The organism is Shewanella sp. 3_MG-2023, assembly GCF_030548765.1.
In the GTDB taxonomy this organism is placed as follows: Bacteria; Pseudomonadota; Gammaproteobacteria; order Enterobacterales; family Shewanellaceae; genus Shewanella.
In genome coordinates this window covers 119,196-138,056 of sequence record NZ_JAUOSH010000011.1, presented here as the reverse complement: position 1 = coordinate 138,056, position 18,861 = coordinate 119,196, and the positions used below count along the sequence as shown (strand labels likewise).

The window sequence follows — 18,861 nt, the reverse complement described above, 5'->3', positions numbered from 1 at the left end:
GGGTCATTGGCGCCAGTGATTGTGATGGTGAGTGTTTGCGTTAGAGATTGAGTGCCGTCTGTTGCAGTATAAGTAAATACGGCATTGGCAGTCACACCATCTGGTAACGCTTCTGAAGATGCGCCATTAGCGATAAACGTGTAACTACCATCAGAGTTGATAGTTAATGTGCCATATTCATTGGCGATCACCCCAGGTTGTCCAGCAGTAATCGCAGTGTTTGTGCCTGACACACCAGAATGGACCCCAGTGACACTTAGTGCGTCGCCATCTAAGTCACTATCGTTGCTCAATACGCCATTAGCTGCATCTGCTGTTACAGTGGTATTTTCATCAACACTATCAACATCAGCCACTAAGTCTGGGGCATCATTTTGAGCGCCTACATTAATGGTTAATGTAGCGGTGTCAGTGTCAGTGCCGTCAGTGACGGTATACACGTAGCTGTCTACGCCATTAAGGTCAGCCGGTGGCATATAGGTGTAACTGCCATCAGCAGCGATGATGATAGTGCCGCCTTGTACTGTGGTGAAGGTGCCAGCAATCACAGAAAGGTTATCACCATCGACATCGGTATCATTGGCATCTAAGTCAACAGTTGAGGTGAATAGGTTATCTTCTTGTGCATTAATAACATCATCAACGGCGATAGGAGAATCATTTATTGGAGTGACTTCAAGTGTCAGTGTGGCAGTATCACCTGTATTGGTCTTGTATGTAATTACAGGAACTTGGCCATTCCAATTATCAGCAGGCGTGAAGGTATAAGTACCGCCTTCATTGATGACAATTGTGCCACTTTCAAGTGAAACTTTAGTACCTGCAAGATAGGTTTCACCATTGATTTCAAAACTTGTGACCGTGAGATCGTTATCAATATCGCTATCGTTATCAAGCACATTACCTGTTGCGACAGTATCTTCTGCCACTGTATTGCTGTCATTTTCAAGTGCAGCCATATCATCAACAGGAGTGACTTCAAGTGTCAGTGTTGCAGTGTCACCGGTATTGGTGGTGTAAGTGATGACAGGGACTTGGCCGTTCCAGTTTTCAGCTGGGGTAAAGGTATAAGTACCGTTTTCATTGATGACAATCGTGCCACTATCAAGTGACACTTCAGTACCTGCAGGATAGGTCTCACCATTGATTTCAAAACTCGTGACCGTGAGGTCGTTATCAATATCGCTATCGTTATCAAGCACATTACCTGTTGCGACAGTATCTTCTGCCACTGTATTGCTGTCATTTTCAAGTGCAGCCATATCATCAACAGGAGTGACTTCAAGTGTCAGTGTTGCTGTGTCACCGGTATTGGTGGTGTAAGTGATGACAGGGACTTGGCCGTTCCAGTTTTCAGCAGGGGTGAAGGTATAAGTACCGTCTTCATTGATGCCAATCGTGCCACTATCAAGTGACACTTCAGTACCTGCAGGATAGGTTTCACCATTGATTTCAAAACTCGTGACCGTGAGATCGTTATCAATATCGCTATCGTTATCAAGTACATTACCTGTTGCGACAGTATCTTCTGCCACTGTATTGCTGTCATTTTCAAGTGCAGCCATATCATCAACAGGAGTGACTTCAAGTGTCAGTGTTGCAGTGTCACCGGTATTGGTGGTGTAAGTGATGACAGGAACTTGGCCGTTCCAGTTTTCTGCAGGGGTGAAGGTATAAGTACCGTCTTCACTGGTGACAATCGTGCCACTATCAAGTGACACTTCAGTACCTCCAGGATAGCTCTCACCATTGATTTCAAAACTCGTGACCGTGAGATCGTTATCAATATCGCTGTCGTTATCAAGTACATTACCTGTTGCGACCGTGTCTTCTGCTACTGTATTGCTGTCATTTTCAAGTGCAGCCATATCATCAACAGGAGTGACTTCAAGTGTCAGTGTTGCAGTGTCACCGGTATTGGTGGTGTAAGTGATGACAGGGACTTGGCCGTTCCAGTTTTCAGCAGGGGTGAAGGTATAAGTACCGTCTTCATTGATGCCAATCGTGCCACTATCAAGTGACACTTCAGTACCTGCAGGATAGGTCTCACCATTGATTTCAAAACTCGTGACCGTGAGATCGTTATCAATATCGCTGTCGTTATCAAGTACATTACCTGTTGCGACCGTGTCTTCTGCTACTGTATTGCTGTCATTTTCAAGTGCAGCCATATCATCAACAGGAGCGACTTTAAGTGTCAGTGTTGCAGTGTCACCGGTATTGGTGGTGTAAGTGATGACAGGAACTTGGCCGTTCCAGTTTTCTGCAGGGGTGAAGGTATAAGTACCGTCTTCACTGGTGACAATCGTGCCACTATCAAGTGACACTTCAGTACCTGCAGGATAGCTCTCACCATTGATTTCAAAACTCGTGACCGTGAGGTCGTTATCAATATCGCTATCGTTATCAAGCACATTACCTGTTGCGACCGTGTCTTCTGCTACTGTATTGCTGTCATTTTCAAGTGCAGCCATATCATCAACAGGAGCGACTTCAAGTGTCAGTGTTGCAGTGTCACCGGTATTGGTGGTGTAAGTGATGACAGGAACTTGGCCGTTCCAGTTTTCTGCAGGGGTGAAGGTATAAGTACCGTCTTCACTGATGACAATCGTGCCACTATCAAGTGACACTTCAGTACCTGCAGGATAGGTCTCACCATTGATTTCAAAACTTGTGACCGTGAGGTCGTTATCAATATCGCTATCGTTATCAAGCACATTACCTGTTGCGACAGTATCTTCAGCAACCGTGTTGTAGTCATTTACGATAACAGCTGGATCGTCAACTGGCGTTACTTCAATGGTCAGTGTTGCAGTGACATTGGTATTAGTTGTGTACGTAATAACAGGAACTTGGCCATTCCAATCCGCATTTGGTGTAAATGAATAGCTACCGTCGCTATTTAAAACGAACACACCTTCTTCTAAAGTGACTGAGTCACCAGCATTATAGGTTTCGCCATTAACTTCAAAGCTGACAACACTTAGAACATCGTCAGTGTCAGAATCGTTATCTAATACGTTGCCTTCTGCAACCGTGTCTTCTGCTATGACGATTGCATCATTTTGCGCTTCGGTTGGTATGTCGTAATCTTCAGTTGCTGTAGCAGTGCCTTTGGATCCATCAGCACCATAACCGTAAACAATACCTTCAATGACAGTATCAACATCATTGACTAGATCCGCCGCGTCGACCTCGACAGAGAATGTCCCGTCAGACTGCATGATTGCTTGGTATTCCTGACCATTTATGGTCAGCATGATAATACCTGTAGTGATGGAAGCATCGGCGGTCACGGTACCAGTAATGGTCACAGTGCCTGTGCTTTCATCTGGTGTAAGTATGTTATCACCTGTAACAGGATCGATATCTAACGCGATAGCGGTATTATCAGGTAAGTCATTGTCATAAATACGTAACGTAGCCTGAGTATCACCTAGTACAGCATTGGTTGGATTAGATAAGTTTATTAGCGCAAATTCAGGGCTACCTTCTACGATTAAATCATCTGTAATAGGGACGCTAATATAAGCTGTAGTTTCACCAGGGAGGAAAGTCACAGTGCCACTTACATTAGTGAAATCTTCACCGAATAAAGCGGTTAGCTCTTCTGAGCTATAATCAAGGGTAATGGTTTCTGTGCTTGGTTCACTTAACGTCAGCGTGAATAATGCAAACTCCATTCCTTCTACAACAACGGCGTAGTCAATATCGACAACAGGTAAGTCTGAACCGTTACCGTCGTTATCAAAAATGGCAAATTCTAGTTCTTCATCATAAACATTTTCACCAGTAACAATGGCATTGAAATATTCAGTTGGTTCAATAATGGCATCATCAAAAATAGGCACGCGAATTAGGATGCTATTGTTACCTGCTTCAAGGTTGAAGCTAAATATAGGTCTAGCAAGATCACCACTTGAATCAATCCCTCCTACAGTCATGGTCTGCCACGTTAGGCCACCATCATTCGAGTATTCAAGAGGAACTAAATAATCATCAGCATATTCGGCAATTGGGTAACCGAGTTGCTCACTGAGTAATTCACTGGTGAAAGTGATGAACAGTTCTTGATCGGTTTCAAATGTGAGTTCACTATTTAAAGTGAATTGATTAAAACCAACATCTTCAAAAACATCTGGAATATTAGCAGATAGATGTGATTTATATTGATCTTGGGTCGCTGAAGTGACGTCTCTGAAGACGGTCCAATCTTCTACACGGTAATCAATACTTAGGCCTTCAAGATCGTATTGGGTAATACCTTCATTTAAGATAATGACAAAATTGCCATCACCTAAATCTTGTAAAGTCCCAATGTCCTCAAAAGCTGCGCTGAGTCTAACATTGCTAACCAATAAGTTTTGGTCGATAACCTGTTGGCCTACGGCACCTTCTAGTAAATCGTTGGCTGAGAAAGTAATTTGACCATCTAATTCATTATAGTTGTAGGTAATTAACCCACCGGGTACGTCAAGGATATCTACGGTACGTTCGTCATGTTCATCAGGGGTTCTATCGCCTGCAATGTCATCAATGGTATCTGCAACATGCTCCATCGCAATGGTTTCAAATACATTTTGGCCATCTTCTTGTCTTTCGGTATCACGGGTAAAAATAATACCTAACTCAGCAAGTACTTGAGAGATCATCTCTTTACCTGCTGTTGCTATATTTAATGGTTGGCCCGTGGTGGGATCAATATAATTGGCTAATGCTTCGTGAACGGATAATAAGATATTGATATTAGTGCTGTAGCTGTCATCAATATTAACCAGACTATTGGTATTTAAAATACCGTCATCAATACCGTCGGATAAATCGTTATCCAAGGCTTGAAGGAAAATAGCCATGTTCTCAACATAATCCATGTTGGTATCTGACAGCAAAGTACCAGCAATATCCTGTAGGAATAAAATATCCCCTTGAATAACATCGGCGCTAAAAGTAGCAATAGTGACGCCACCGACCATGAAAGTAATAGTGTCGCCAGGAAGGTAAGCAAATGATCCCGGTGAACCCAAATCACCGGTAAAACCTGATAATCCAGAAGAGGTGGTAAAGGATACGCCATTGACAAAATTATCGGTAAACTGAGCTACATTAAAGTTGTTATTTAGCGCATCAACGCCATCATCACCTAATGAAAGACTCGCGGTTAAAATATCTGGTGCATCAAAAGAGGTATCAAAGCCTGCTGTAGCAATAGTTTCCGAGCCTTCACGAGCTAATGAAGCGAAATCACTACCACCTTGATTTGTTGCTGTCTCACCTGCTGCGGTTTCAGGTAGTTCAGCGGTTGGATCTTCACCGGATTCAATTAATGCCTGTAGGGCTTCAATCTCAGTGAGCTCATCTGTGGTCATATCTATGATAGTTTCGGCCGATAAGTTTTCAGCTATGTTGTCACCATTGAGAATAGTGCCATCGTCAAAGGTCACCACAAACGCAATGCCATCGGCTACTTGGAGTTCTGCCCCTGCAGGAATAGTATCTCCTGGAAGAATGTTTTTTGTTTCATTGTTCAACGTGAGAGTAATCTCTCCATTAGTTGAATTTAAAACACCATTTTTTGTCGTTACAACAGAACTCATGACCTTAGCTCCAATAACCCGCATTTAACCTGATATTCATAGTGTTAGCATAACTATGCATATCGAGGTATTTGCTGTTATAAGTTTGAAAGTTAAATTAACCGCAAGTTAACAATCTTAGCAGTAGCCTTACTATAGGTCAATTTTTTGACCATCTAGTTCTTCGTAATAAACTAATGAATTTACGAGGGAAATAGAAAAGTCTTGTAAATCAGTACAACTAAGTGATTACAGGCAAATGTTAAATTTTTAATACATTAGCATTAGGTGATGTTGGTAGGCTATTCATGAGATATTTGTTGCTAGATTAGCTTGTTTCACGTAGAAAAAAGCGATAAAAAAACCTGCCAAATGGCAGGCTTTAGTGTCTAACTGATTATAGAAAGCGATTAATTCATTATGAAATTATTGCTTAATATTTGCACAAGTTTTACTCGCTAGCATTAGCCGCTTTTCGATAACTTTGTAGTGCAGCGGTATTTTCACCGAGTTGCTCTTGCACTTGTGCTAATGCCAACCAATGCTGTCGTAATGGTGATACGTCACATACTTTTGTCCAGTGCTCTTTTGCGACTTTAGTATCACGTTTTTGCATGGCTAACTTGGCTAAACACACTTGATATCCAGCATCATGCTCATGGGTTTGCTGGTAACGTTGCAGTAGTTTTCTTATTTCATCATCGTCAGCATCTAGTATGTGGGGCAAGGCCGATAAAATGCTGTTACTGGGTTCGACTTTCAAACTCTTAGAAAGCAGCTTTAAGGCATCTTTTTTACGTTCATACTGGCATAAGCCGCGAGCATAAATGGCGATGAGAGTCGGTTGACTGCGCTCTGTTTTACTAAGCCAGTGCCAACACTTCTCAAGATCTTGTTCGTTAGATTCAGTTGCAGCAGTCAATAGGGCAATATTAGTTTGTTGCTCTATATTATTAAATATCTCATCAGTAACGATTTGACGTTTTTTAATAGCAGGTAAAAGTAACTTTAATGCTTGCCAGTCACCCTGTAACTGATATAAATCCAAGGCTAATTTTAGCACTGGGGTTTTACTTTTACTGGTTGGATTGAGTAATTGTAGCTCTATTCTCGCCTCAGCTAATTGACCCTGTTGGATAAGGTAGCGAGTTTTTGAGGTTCTGGCTGCGGTTTGTGCTAGCGGATCTTCTGCCGCTTGAGCTAAATATTGATCACGGGCTTGGCTATTGTGTTGATGATGAGCAGCGCGGGCGGCGGCAAATAAATTCAAAGCCGGCAGTTCGCCTTTTGCTGCGCCTTTAGACATGGCTTTTTCAGCACTAGGCCAGTCTTCTTCTGCCAGTGCTAAGGCCCCTTGTAAGGTATGTTTTTTAGCGGCTTGTTTGCGCCAGCGATCAGGTAAATAGCGGCTATGAATAATGATATTCAGTAGGAAAATAATCAGCCATTCAACTATCTGTAGCGCTGCATAAAATAAAATTAACCCCAGTAAACCAAAGACTAAACTGGTTTCTATTTGATAATCGCCCGCCGCAATATAAATATAGCCTGTGTTGCCGATGATAAATGGGCTGATACAAAAACCGATTAAAATGATAATCACATATGCAAGAGTTTTAATCATGACTGTGGTTCCTCTGCTGGAACCAACTCACCGTAAGTAATGAGCTGCTGAAGTAATCGGGTAGACTCAAATTTTTGCTGGTTTATTTCTTCAATGGTGACCGTCATTAGTGCATCTAAAGCCCGCAGCGCTTCTTGGGTTTTATCTTCGTCTAAATCAAAGTATTGCTGGATCCACGTTCGCGCAAAGCCAACCGATTGGCGATAATTAACTTGATCATGTTGATACAGGGCTAACTGAGCTTGGAGTAATTTATTGCGGATATTTTCAACCAGATACCATTGCTGATCTGGGGCTAGTAGCGGCTCAAGATCTGTAGTGCGCTTACGAATAGTGATAAAACCATCCGTTACTGAATGCCAAGTCTTGGCTAAATTACTTTGCCAGTCATCTACTGAATCTGAGATGGCATTTTGCGCTGCCAAGTCTTCTGCTGCTTGGGCTTTAGCGCGATTCAATGGCAAGGTATCTAACTGATTAAGTATGCCATCAATAGCGTAAATGGTGCCTGCCACATCAGTGGTTTTGATGGAATTAGTTCGGGCGAGATCATTGGCAAGTGCGCGGCGTATCGGCAATAAGGTGGGATCTTTCATTGCTTCAATACGCTCATCAGCAGATGTTAATAAACTTGCTGCTGTTTTAGGGTCGTTTTCAAGAGCCAGTTTTCTAGCTGCCATACGGACTAAGTATTCAGCTTCAGATGCCATCCAGTTATTTGGATTACGCTGAGCTAGTGTAGCGACCCGTTGCTGTAATTGCTGTTGTGATTTAGCTAACTGCGCTTGTTGCTGATAAGCCTGTGAATTTTGCTGTTGCTGGGCTTCTAATACTGCAATGCGTTTATTGGGTTCTACCAGCGCTTGCGTGACTTGACTACCTATTACGCTGGTTTGTTGGTTTTGAGTTTGCAGCTGCTGTTTTTGCTCTTGCAGTTCCATCCATAGCAGATAGCTTAGGCCTATTCCGCCAATGGCAATGATCAGGCAAATAAGAATACTGAAACGCACCCACCATGAACTTTTACTACGGTGTTTTTTTTCTGGGCTAGCCTCAGAGTTTGTGGCTTGCTTTTGTGTGGTTGATGAGGGATTTTCTGACTCAGGTTCGCTCACTTTATCTGCTTCGATAACAGGAGTTGATTCAATCACATCATTGTCTGAATGAGCTTGTTGATTAGGATCTTGTTTGTTGTGTTCCATGAGCTGTCCTTGAGTACCTAGTTTGATCATCCACAGTGCGACCAAATCATTAATGCGAGCAAAAACACGATAAGGCAAAGTTACAGTTTGGCAGGATTAAACATTATCGCAAATACAAATGACTCGCTAATGATTAAACAGATAATGCAGCTAAAACAGCTTGAGTATTCGCGCCACTTGCATTGGTGACGTGAGTTAACCCGACTATTTTTGCTCTTTGCTCCACTCGATTACTGGGGACTATGATATGACATGATTGCAACCATGCAAATAACTCTTTTGGAACAAGTTTAATTAGATTCTCTAGCACATCGCCACTGGTGACGATTATGGTATCAATGCCGAATTGCTGCCACTGACTGCAAACCAAGGCTGAATCTAGCTTTGGCAGACTGCGTTGGTAGACTTCCCAGTAGCAAACATTGGCCTGTCTGAGAGTCAGTTGCTCAGCGATAGTTTCGCGGCCGCCAATACCTCTTACGATAACAATGTGTTGATTTTTAATATCGCTTAATGATGTCAGTGATAATAAGCCTTCACTGTCCTGGCTGTCTTCAGGGGCAATTTCAGGAGTGATGTTATATTGCGACAGGGCATCAGCGGTGGCTTGGCCAACGGCGTAATAGCGACAATCTGGAAATTTATCATTAAGGCTAATGGCTGCAAACTTTACCGCATTAGTGCTAATAAAAATTAAGCTGTCAGCTTGGGTGAGGGTGTTGGGGTTAATCCGGTTGTGAGTAGGTACCACAGCTAATAAAGGAGTGACCATGAAGTCGACTCCTTTCGCTTTAAGCTTATCTGCCATAGCTTGATTGCGCCCCTCAGGGCGCGACAGTAAGACTTTCATCTCGATTACTGGTTGTAAACAGCGTCTAGAATGGTTTTAGCACCGCGGCTAAGTAAATCTTCAGCCAGTTGCTCACCTAATGCAACCGCATCAGTTTTTAAACCAGTCACATTACCTTCAATGATTTGGCTGCCATCAGGGTTACCCACTAGGCCACGAAGATGTAAGCTATCGCCATCAATTTCAGCATAAGCACCGATTGGTACCTGACAGCCACCTTCTAAGCGCATATTCATCGCTCTTTCGGCAAAAACACGGTAACGAGTTTCTAAATGCTCAAGTGGCGCAAGCAATGCTTTAACGCGTTCGTCATTCATGCGGCACTCAATGCCGACAGCGCCTTGGCCATTTGCAGGTAGTGAGTCTTCAGCTGAAATAAAGCTGGCAATACGCTCATCAAGTTTTAGGCGGATAAGACCTGCAGCAGCAAGGATAATCGCATCGTAATCGCCGCTATCTAATTTAGCTAAGCGAGTACCGACATTGCCACGTAAGTCTTTAATGACGAGATCTGGGCGAGCCGCACGGATTTGACATTGACGACGAAGACTTGAAGTACCCACAACAGCGCCTTGTGGTAATTCTTCAATGGTTTTGTAAGTGTTTGATACGAATGCATCACGTGGATCTTCACGCTCACAAATCACTTGTAAACCTAGACCTTCAGGGAAGTCTACCGGTACATCTTTCATTGAATGCACCGCGATATCAGCGCGATTTTCAAGCATGGCAACTTCAAGTTCTTTAACAAAAAGACCTTTACCGCCAACTTTAGCCAGAGGCGTATCTAAAATAACGTCTCCTTTTGTGCTCATTGGTAATAGCTCTACGGTTAAATCTGAATGAATACGTTCAAGTTCTGCTTTTACGAATTCTGCTTGCCACATTGCAAGTGGGCTTTTACGTGTAGCGATACGAATAACATTTTGAGACATGCCAAAGAGTTCCATCAATAGACTTAATTGCAATAATGCTAACATTGCCAGAAAGCAGATGTAACAAATCGATAGCGATTGTTTGAACTATGCACGTAGTTTTTTTGTGATGCAGATCTCATTTGCTGGTGTATTTAAATAAAAGTGCTAACATGATCACGTTTCTACTAATTTATTTAACGCTAATCAACATGGTTTTTAACTGCGCTGCAGTATGTTGATAATTAGTAACTTAGTGCTAGTAACAGGATGATACTTTGATTCAAAAGGTTTATCGCTCCATCGAGATAGCTAATCAACTCAATCTTGTTCGATATGAACGGGTTAAATCCTTATTGTCGCCAATTCAGCAACAGCTTTTCGATATCATTCCTTATTTGATCCATCATCATAATGTGCAACTGCCCGGCAGTAACTCCGCTTTAACGCCTTTTGGGATCAGCCAATTTGACATGACACCTGCTATGGAACAGGCGCGTCACAGTCTGCATTTACCCAGTTTAGATCTGCAAGCAGCCCAGCCCAGTGCGTTCGAAGGAGTGTATTCCATGGGCAGCACCGCAAGTTTTGGCCAAAACCCTAAAAGTGATGTTGATGTGTGGTTGGTTTACAAATCAAGCTTAAGTCATGCTGATTTAGCATTAGTTACTGAAAAAACAGACCAATTGACTCAGTGGTTTGCAAGTTTTGATTTTGAAGTGAATTTTTATCTGGTACACCCATTACAGTTTAGAGAATGCAGCGCATTTGATAATTGTTACAGCTCCCTTGGCGAAGAGCACAGTGGCAGCACCCAGCATTGGTTATTATTAGAAGAATTTTATCGCTCCCATATTCGTTTGTCTGGTAAAGCGGCGGGGTGGTGGCCGGGTGCTGACGCTGATAACGAAGTGTTGTTTTTAGGCGATGTACAATCCATGCCGGCAACTGAATATTTTGGCGCCTCATTATGGCAACTCTATAAGGGGCTCAATAAACCCCATAAAGCCTTGCTTAAGGTATTGCTGCTGGAAACCTATGCCGCAGAGTACCCGCAAGCAAATTTTATTACCCAGCAGATTTGGCAACAGTGCCAGCAAGGGGATTTTACTGAATCCAATGATGCCTATTTAATTTTATATCAGCGTATTGAAGCATATCTACTCGGGCGACGGGACACGCGCCGCCTCGAAATTGTCCGCCGCTGTTTTTATCTTAAGTGCGGTGTTAACTTAACAAATCGCTGCGTGGCCAGAGATTGGCGCAGAGATAAAATGCAGCAATTGGTTGAGGACTGGGGTTGGCCCCATAGTTTGTTAGAAACACTGGATAACAGCCAGCACTGGCATTCAGGGCAACTTAAATGGTTTAACAAGCAGCTTAATGAATTGCTACTAATCAGTTATCGCACCTTATTGGACTTTGCCTCAAAACAAGCATTAAGCGATCGCTTTAGAGTGGAAGAATTAGGGATCCTTGCCCGTAAACTTCATACTTATTTCAGTGACGATGAGCATCAATTATTACCTTTAAACAAGCTGTGGAGCGGCTCAATAATCGAGCCAAATTTAACCATTATCCATAGCCTTAAAGAGTCACGATTTTATTTATATCGCCAGCCGCATAATTCTGGGCAGCTATTGGGTGAGTCAGCCATTATTAAAGCCGACACACCCACAGCATTGATTGCGTGGGCGGTGATGAATGATATTTCTACTGCGGACACTCAGTGGCAAGAGTATGGCCGCAGTAAACACCGTAAAGCCCGCTTGACTCAATTGGCATTAAGCCTTAATCCGTTGATGACGGCGACAAGCAAAGTCTCCAAAGCTGAATTGTGTCAGCCATTTTTTTATAAAAAAATTATTGTTGTGGCCAATCTTGATAAAGACCCAACCATCAAGTGGCAAGGGCAAGAGATCATGATTGATTACATGAACTCCAATGTTTTTTCCTTAGGCAAAAAACAGCAAAATATGTTGTCTACCATTGATATCATTTGTCTCAATAGTTGGGGCGAGTGGCAGTGTCATCGTTTTAAAGGTCCATTGGGATTATTAGAGGCGCTGTCTTTTGTTGCTATAGGCTTAAAATGTAAACCTGAGCAAGTAGAAATTAATATTGTCGCCTGTGCCCAGCGGCTGAAAAAACAATTACATGATGCGCTGCAGGGGATTTTTTCTCAATGCGTCAAATACTGTTATGAGGCGCGCACTTTCTCAGGGTTAATGCATCCGTTACAGCTTGGCGGCCATCGTTATGGTTTATATTTTAATCCCATGGGTTTGGTGTATAACCTCTTGGGTGATGACGCGGTTAAAGCTGGGCCGATAAAAGTGCAGCGTTTTAAAAAGCCGCAGCTGAATGCGCCAGCTGCCATCATCAAAGCTGATCCCTACGGCGGTATCCCCAATGTGATTAAGTTGTATATTTCCAAAGGGGCAAAGCAATACTTTTTACGCCAGCGACCTGATGTTTTAGATGTGTTTATTATTGATGAAGCAAACGAGCTTAAACATCAATTATATGAAAATATGTCGATGCAGGAGTTGGTGGAAAAAGAAAGCCACAGCTTTGCGTTTGAGCAGGGGGTATCATCACAGCATTATTTTAATATGCCGCAATTTTTTAAATTAGAAAGAATAAACGGTGAGTTAAACGTGGTGCCATTTGGGGTGATGATAAATGAATTGAGTTCAGACTTCTAAACCCAATTCAGTTTTGCTGACATTATCACTTTAGATATCGACAATTTGAGCTAGTACACCTGAGGGATTAAATCGCCAGCGAAATACCGCTTTGCTTTTTAATCGACTCAATCACAAACGGCATGAATATATTGTCATTACGCTCATCAAACCACTTTCCATCAACTAACGCAAAGTGATAACCACCAAAGCGAGTCGCAATCCAGAGCTCATGTAACGGCTCTTGTTTATTGATGACGATTTGCGAACCATCTTCAAACTCAAGCTGTAAAACATTACCACTGGCATTGATGTCTACATCGGCATCTTGCTCGTCAATAGCAGCTTCAATGGCATTTTCTATCTTGCTGAACATCTCATCTGCCAATTGATGAAACTCTGTATCTGTCATAGCCATGCATTTCAATCCTTGTGCTTTCTAGGTTATGAATGCGATTATAAGGCTATAACTCCCCAGATGCATAGAATGTTGAGAAAAATGAGACTGTTTTTATTCGTAATGCTTGCTAGCCTATCCATTATAGGCTGCGGACAAAAAGGCCCTTTATATAAAACTCCTGACGCAGAAACCAATCAGGAACAGCGAAAACCGCCAGAGTCTACCCTTGAGGAAAACCAAGTTAAACCTCAGACTCAGTCTCAACAATTGCCTCAAAAGCTAGGTTAAAGCCGCCTTTATCGCATAAAAGTATTACAGAATAATAAACAAGGAATCGCATAGTGGATCATTTTATTTATCAACAAGACAGCTTATTTGCTGAAGGCTGCTCAGTAGAGCAATTGGCTCGTGAGCATGGTACGCCGCTATATATTTATTCGCGCGCAACCTTAGAGCGCCATTGGCATGCCTTTGATAATGCCGTGGCAACGCACCCTCATTTAATTTGTTATGCCGTTAAAGCTAACTCTAACCTTGCGGTGCTGAACGTATTAGCACGTTTAGGCAGTGGCTTTGATATTGTTTCTGGCGGTGAATTAGCCCGGGTTATTACCGCTGGCGGCGACCCTAAAAAAGTGGTTTTTTCTGGGGTTGGTAAAACAACGGCGGAAATGGAACAAGCACTGAATATTGGTATTTATTGCTTTAATGTTGAATCAAGCGCTGAGCTTGAGCAACTTAATGAGGTAGCTGGCCGTTTAGGTAAAGTGGCCCCAATATCATTGCGAGTTAACCCAGATGTGGATGCCGGCACTCACCCGTATATTTCTACCGGGCTTAAAGAAAACAAATTTGGTATCGCCATGGATGAAGCTGAGCAAGTGTTCGCTCGCGCCCATAGTTTGCCTAATCTAGATGTTAAAGGGGTTGATTGTCATATTGGCTCACAGTTAACTGAAATGCGCCCGTTTTTAGATGCCATGGACCGAATGCTAGCGCTAATTGACCGCTTAGCAGTGCAGGGCATTGAAATTAAGCATTTCGATGTCGGTGGTGGCTTAGGGGTGACTTATGATGGTGAAACTCCGCCGCATCCTGATGTGTACGCCGCCGCCTTACTTGAGCGCTTGGGCGATCGACCACTAAAATTGATATTTGAACCCGGGCGCGCCATTGCAGCTAACGCCGGCATTTTTGTCACTCAAGTGTTGTCATTAAAAGAAAACAGCGATAAGCGCTTTGCTATTGTGGATGGCGCCATGAACGATCTCATTCGTCCGTCGTTGTATTCAGCTTGGCAAAACATTATCCCTGTTAACCAAACTGCGGCGCAAACCTTTGCTTATGATGTGGTCGGCCCAGTCTGTGAAACCGGTGACTTTTTAGGTAAAGACCGTCAGTTAAATGTGGCAGCAGGTGACTTTTTAGCTGTACGTTCAAGTGGGGCATATGGCTTTGTGATGGCATCTAACTATAACTCTCGTCCACGTGTGGCAGAGGTCATGGTCGATAAAGATCAAAATCAAGTGATCCGTGAGCGTGAAAAGATTGAACAATTGTGGCAAGGTGAACATATACTGCCGTAATAGTTTATCAATACGTTCATAATAGTTCGATAAAGGAAGACACTTTTGATCCAATTCACCAAGATGCATGGTCTAGGTAATGATTTTATGGTGGTTGATGGCGTAACACAGAATGTGTTTTTTTCGCCAGATCAAATTCGCCGATTAGCCGATCGTAACTTCGGGATCGGTTTTGATCAGCTGCTATTAGTCGAGCCGCCTTACGACCCAGATTTAGATTTTCATTACCGCATATTTAATGCAGATGGTAGTGAAGTTGAGCAGTGTGGCAATGGCGCCCGCTGCTTTGCGCGTTTTGTGCGTAACAAAGGGTTAGTCAATAAATACAAAATCCGCGTTAGCACCAGCTCAGGTAAAATGACCCTGCGCTTAGAGCGTGATGGCAGCGTTACCGTGAATATGGGCGTGCCTATCACAGAGCCCAGTAAAATCCCATTTCGGGCCAAACGCAGCGAAAAAACCTATTTATTAACAAGCCCCAAGCAAACGTTTCTTTGTGGTGCCATTTCTATGGGCAACCCCCATTGTGTATTAGATGTGGATGATGTTGCCACTGCAGAGGTGGAAGAAATTGGCGCTATGCTGACCCGTCATGAGCGTTTCCCTAAAGGGGTTAACGTTGGCTTTATGCAAGTGGTTAATCGTGGCCATATTAAGCTTAGAGTCTATGAGCGCGGCGCAGGTGAAACATTGGCTTGTGGTACCGGCGCTTGTGCTGCAGTGGCCATTGGGATTTTGCAAAATAAGTTAGATAACCAAGTTAAAGTTGACTTACCCGGTGGTAGTTTAAACATTAACTGGGAAGGTGAGGGCAAGCCGTTATGGATGACTGGACCTGCTGAACATGTATTTGATGGACAAATCCAGTTATGACCGATGTAATTAATACCAAAAAAATGCTCGCCCAAAATGCCAAAGCAGCAGCTGATTTGGGCGCTGACTTAAGCATGCCGACATTATCGATGGAGGATTTAGCCATCGATGAGCACCTGATCCGCGAGTATTTGCTGCAAAATCCAGAGTTCTTTAATCGTTACCCTGAATTATTGCTGGCGATGCGTTTATCTCATCACGAACGCGGCGCAGTGTCATTGGTCGAGCGCAGGCAAGAAATGCTGCGCACCCGAGTTACCCAGCTTGAAGAAGAAATTACCTCATTAATGAAGATAGCCACCGAGAACGAGAAAATTTTTCGCTTTAATCGGCAGTTATCCTTAGACATTCTAAAGTGTGAAGATTTAGGCCAATTAAGACAGTTGGTGTCACAAAGCCTTAAGCAAGAGTTCGGCTTTACCCATGTAAGGCTGATAACCGTGCATGATATTGACAGCGAATTGGCTAAGATTTGGCGTCAGCGTATTCAGCAAGGTTATTATTTTGGCCGCTTAACCCAATCAGAGTCTAAGCGTTTATTTGGTGGCGAAGTCGGCTCAGTAGCATTGACCAAGCTGTCAGATGAAAATGGTCAGGTGATTTTTGGGGTTGCATCAGCTGATGCGGCGCATTTTCATCCGGATATGGATAATTTGTTTTTTGAACAAATACGCGATTTACTCGACCATATGCTGCCGAAATTTTAAATGTCACAACTTTTTTAAGCTTTAACATTACTGTTTTAGCTTTATCATGATCTGCTTGGAGGTAGTGTTATGAGTCAGCTAAGTTGGTTAGCCTCATTTGAACGCTACCTTATTTCAGAGCGACAATTATCCCCCTATAGTGTGCGCAACTATTTGTATGAAATTAATCGTGCCAGCAAAATAATATTTACTCACAATGAGTTAACCGAGAATGATGATTCATGGTTAGCGGTAAGCCGTGAGCAATTACAAGCGGTTCTCGCCAAACTTCATCGCCAAGGTTTAAGTCCTCGCTCACTCTCTTTATGTTTATCTTCTTTAAAACAATTCTTTGAGTTTTTAGTGCGTGAACAAGTGATTAAAGCCAACCCTGCCAAAAACCTCAATGCCCCCAAGCAAGCCAAGCCGCTGCCTAAAAACATGGATTTAGATGCGGTCACTCACCTGCTAGATATTGATACCAGTGATTCATTAGGTAAGCGAGATAAAGCCATTATGGAGCTGTTTTATTCCAGCGGCTTACGTTTAGCAGAGCTTGCGAGTTTAAATATTCACGATATTGATTTTCAGCAACAGGAAGTCAAAGTCATGGGTAAAGGCAGTAAACAGCGGATTGTGCCTGTGGGTAAAATCGCTCTTAGCGCATTACAAACTTGGCTTGATTCACGGACTGAAATGCCATCAACTGAAGCCGGTGACGCGTTATTTATCAGCCAACAGGGAAAACGTTTATCACACCGTAGTATTCAACTGCGGATGAATAAATGGGGTCAGGAGCAAGCATTATCTGCAAAAGTTCACCCGCATAAATTGCGCCATTCCTTTGCAACGCATATGCTTGAATCAAGTGCTGATTTAAGAGCGGTGCAAGAATTGCTGGGTCATGCCAATCTGTCTACGACTCAAATCTACACCAGCCTTGATTTTCAGCACTTAGCGAAAGTGTATGATGGCGCTCACCCTAGAGCGAAAAAAGCCAAGGGGAAATAATGAAACAATACCTAAGACTTAAACCGTTTAAAGCTATTAGCTTTGATTTAGATGACACCCTGTATGACAACGTGTCGCACATTATTAAAGCGGAAGCTGAAATATCGCATTTTATGCAAGATAACTTTAAAGCGCCGTTAAATTGGGGGATCTCCCAGTGGCGCTTGTTGAAATCTCAGGTGATTGCAGAGCACCAAGAGTTGGCCCATGACACCACCGCCGCCCGTTATGAAGTGTTACGCCAAGGCTTACTGCAATGGGGTTATAGTGAAGCACAAGCTAGCCAAGGTGCCCAACAAGGGATGCAATGTTTTAGCTTTCACCGTAGTGATTTTAAGATAACGGATGAAGTACTAAGTTGCCTTGTCAGTTTAGGGAAGCACTTTCCGTTAGTGGGTATTACCAATGGTAATGTTGATGCATCGCGCATTGGTCTTGATGAAGTATTGCAATTTGTGCTGCATCCAGGTCATGGGGTTAGGATGAAACCCTACAGTGACTTATTTGATCTCAGTTGCCGCCACTTAGCCATCAAACCCAGTGAATTACTGCATATTGGTGATCACTCAATCAGTGATGTATTAGGTGCCAGAAAAGCGGGTTGTCAAAGTGTGTGGTTAAATCATCAACCTAGTGACAATAGGCAAGCTAAATATATTTTACCTCATATTGAAGTCGAGCAATTACAAGACATTCTAGGGTTAATCTAATAACGCTACTTGAACAAACTCCTGCGACTATACGGCCTTTTGATGGCAAAATAATAAATTCAAATTGTGCTGTAGTCGTGCTTTTATCTATTTTTAATTCTAAGAATCAGTTCTGCTAAGAAACCATATAGTGTTTTTTAGGTGTTTAGCTTAAACTGGCGCGATACAGTTGTAATCAGTACGACAAATTTTTATTTACGTTTACATCATACAGGGCAAGACTAAGCGCTAATGTCAGCTTTATATCGCAATTTTAGGGTCAAAAATAAATCGTTTCCAGCAATGCTGGCGCGATTGTTGATCATGATTTTTGCGATGCAGTCTGTTGTTGCGATGGCTGATAATTGTAGCTTTGAGCATCAAGATTGTGATGAAAATAGTGAGTATTTAGCGGTTCAAGTAAATGAAATGCCGTCTATCGATGCAAGCGACATCAGTCTGAACCTCAGACTTGAAGATAGACAAAGTCGTGCTGCACTATGTGATGATGGTTTTGTTGTCTCAATCCATGTTGATGATGACTGCGATGAATGTTCAGATAATTGTTGTTCATGTTGCATGACCTTGATGCACCCTGACACTATAATGCAGAACAACCTTGTGCATTCAAATTATGTGGCCTTTACGTTTACCTCTACTGCGGTAGAGTCCCCTTACTTTAGTTTTTTACGCCCTCCCCAAGCCTAACTCTTTAATCAAAATAATTATGAAATGGACAAATTACTTTATTGAATTTGTCTAAGCC

At 42.7% G+C, this 18,861-nt stretch carries 14 protein-coding genes; 8 read left to right on the top strand and 6 right to left on the bottom strand.

All coding sequences use genetic code 11. The features are described from left to right. The 5 genes from Q4591_RS08635 to hemC all read right to left on the bottom strand — a co-directional run. A partial coding sequence (locus Q4591_RS08635; protein ID WP_303460547.1) for a retention module-containing protein occupies positions 1-5,594 on the bottom strand: 5,594 nt, incomplete at its 3' end. A 430-nt stretch (positions 5,595-6,024) separates the two neighbouring features. Continuing rightward, positions 6,025-7,197, bottom strand: a complete 1,173-nt coding sequence (locus Q4591_RS08630; protein WP_102440239.1) for a heme biosynthesis HemY N-terminal domain-containing protein — start codon at positions 7,195-7,197, stop codon at positions 6,025-6,027. Beyond that, the gene (locus Q4591_RS08625) at positions 7,194-8,399 is read right to left on the bottom strand and encodes a uroporphyrinogen-III C-methyltransferase (protein WP_157937389.1); all 1,206 of its coding nucleotides are present in this window, start codon (positions 8,397-8,399) and stop codon (positions 7,194-7,196) included. Before Q4591_RS08625 ends, Q4591_RS08630 begins: the two co-directional genes overlap by 4 nt. A 133-nt stretch (positions 8,400-8,532) precedes the next feature. Next, the gene (locus Q4591_RS08620; RefSeq protein ID WP_102440237.1) at positions 8,533-9,249 is read right to left on the bottom strand and encodes a uroporphyrinogen-III synthase; all 717 of its coding nucleotides are present in this window, start codon (positions 9,247-9,249) and stop codon (positions 8,533-8,535) included. Positions 9,250-9,254: 5 nt separating this feature from the next. Then, entirely contained in the window at positions 9,255-10,184 is a 930-nt protein-coding gene (hemC, locus tag Q4591_RS08615; protein ID WP_102440236.1) for a hydroxymethylbilane synthase, read from the bottom strand. 257 nt (positions 10,185-10,441) lie between these two features. Here hemC and Q4591_RS08610 point away from each other — a divergent pair, with 257 nt between their 5' ends. Next, positions 10,442-12,871 (top strand): class I adenylate cyclase, encoded by a 2,430-nt coding sequence (locus Q4591_RS08610; RefSeq protein WP_303460541.1) that lies wholly within the window; start codon positions 10,442-10,444, stop codon positions 12,869-12,871. A 67-nt stretch (positions 12,872-12,938) separates the two neighbouring features. Here the strand turns inward: Q4591_RS08610 and cyaY are convergent, their stop codons facing one another. Next, positions 12,939-13,268, bottom strand: a complete 330-nt coding sequence (gene cyaY / locus Q4591_RS08605) for an iron donor protein CyaY (RefSeq protein ID WP_076539407.1) — start codon at positions 13,266-13,268, stop codon at positions 12,939-12,941. Positions 13,269-13,349: 81 nt separating this feature from the next. On the opposite strand from cyaY, the gene Q4591_RS08600 reads away from it, so the two are divergent. From Q4591_RS08600 to Q4591_RS08570, 7 genes are all read left to right on the top strand, one after another. Continuing rightward, positions 13,350-13,538 carry a lipoprotein gene (locus Q4591_RS08600; protein WP_241901024.1) on the top strand — a complete coding sequence of 63 codons (189 nt, stop codon included), beginning with the start codon at positions 13,350-13,352 and terminating at the stop codon, positions 13,536-13,538. Between the two features lie 53 nt (positions 13,539-13,591). Next, a complete protein-coding gene (gene lysA / locus Q4591_RS08595) occupies positions 13,592-14,836 on the top strand; it encodes a diaminopimelate decarboxylase (protein ID WP_102476048.1) in 1,245 nt (414 codons plus the stop codon). Between the two features lie 45 nt (positions 14,837-14,881). Next, positions 14,882-15,709, top strand: coding sequence for a diaminopimelate epimerase (gene dapF / locus Q4591_RS08590; protein ID WP_102440233.1), 828 nt, complete (start codon positions 14,882-14,884; stop codon positions 15,707-15,709). Positions 15,710-15,783: 74 nt separating this feature from the next. Further along, positions 15,784-16,416, top strand: a complete 633-nt coding sequence (locus Q4591_RS08585) for a DUF484 family protein (protein ID WP_102440240.1) — start codon at positions 15,784-15,786, stop codon at positions 16,414-16,416. Between the two features lie 69 nt (positions 16,417-16,485). Further along, complete coding sequence (gene xerC, locus Q4591_RS08580) at positions 16,486-17,406, top strand: tyrosine recombinase XerC (protein ID WP_303460538.1); 921 nt, start codon at positions 16,486-16,488, stop codon at positions 17,404-17,406. Next, positions 17,406-18,116, top strand: a complete 711-nt coding sequence (locus tag Q4591_RS08575; RefSeq protein ID WP_303460535.1) for an HAD-IA family hydrolase — start codon at positions 17,406-17,408, stop codon at positions 18,114-18,116. The genes xerC and Q4591_RS08575 overlap by 1 nt, the downstream gene beginning before the upstream one ends. Before the next feature lie 231 nt (positions 18,117-18,347). Continuing rightward, positions 18,348-18,803, top strand: coding sequence for a hypothetical protein (locus tag Q4591_RS08570; RefSeq protein WP_303460532.1), 456 nt, complete (start codon positions 18,348-18,350; stop codon positions 18,801-18,803). The last annotated feature ends 58 nt before the right edge of the window (positions 18,804-18,861 follow it).

Excerpts from the sequence above, each read along its gene's own strand:
- Q4591_RS08630 (WP_102440239.1), bottom strand. The coding sequence starts at position 7,197 with ATGATTAAAACTCTTGCATATGTGATTATCATTTTAATCGGTTTTTGT.
- Q4591_RS08625 (WP_157937389.1), bottom strand. The coding sequence starts at position 8,399 with ATGGAACACAACAAACAAGATCCTAATCAACAAGCTCATTCAGACAAT.
- Q4591_RS08620 (WP_102440237.1), bottom strand. The coding sequence starts at position 9,249 with ATGAAAGTCTTACTGTCGCGCCCTGAGGGGCGCAATCAAGCTATGGCA.
- hemC (WP_102440236.1), bottom strand. The coding sequence starts at position 10,184 with ATGTCTCAAAATGTTATTCGTATCGCTACACGTAAAAGCCCACTTGCA.
- cyaY (WP_076539407.1), bottom strand. The coding sequence starts at position 13,268 with ATGGCTATGACAGATACAGAGTTTCATCAATTGGCAGATGAGATGTTC.
- Q4591_RS08600 (WP_241901024.1), top strand. The coding sequence starts at position 13,350 with ATGAGACTGTTTTTATTCGTAATGCTTGCTAGCCTATCCATTATAGGC.
- Q4591_RS08585 (WP_102440240.1), top strand. The coding sequence starts at position 15,784 with ATGCCGACATTATCGATGGAGGATTTAGCCATCGATGAGCACCTGATC.
- xerC (WP_303460538.1), top strand. The coding sequence starts at position 16,486 with ATGAGTCAGCTAAGTTGGTTAGCCTCATTTGAACGCTACCTTATTTCA.
- Q4591_RS08575 (WP_303460535.1), top strand. The coding sequence starts at position 17,406 with ATGAAACAATACCTAAGACTTAAACCGTTTAAAGCTATTAGCTTTGAT.
- Q4591_RS08570 (WP_303460532.1), top strand. The coding sequence starts at position 18,348 with ATGTCAGCTTTATATCGCAATTTTAGGGTCAAAAATAAATCGTTTCCA.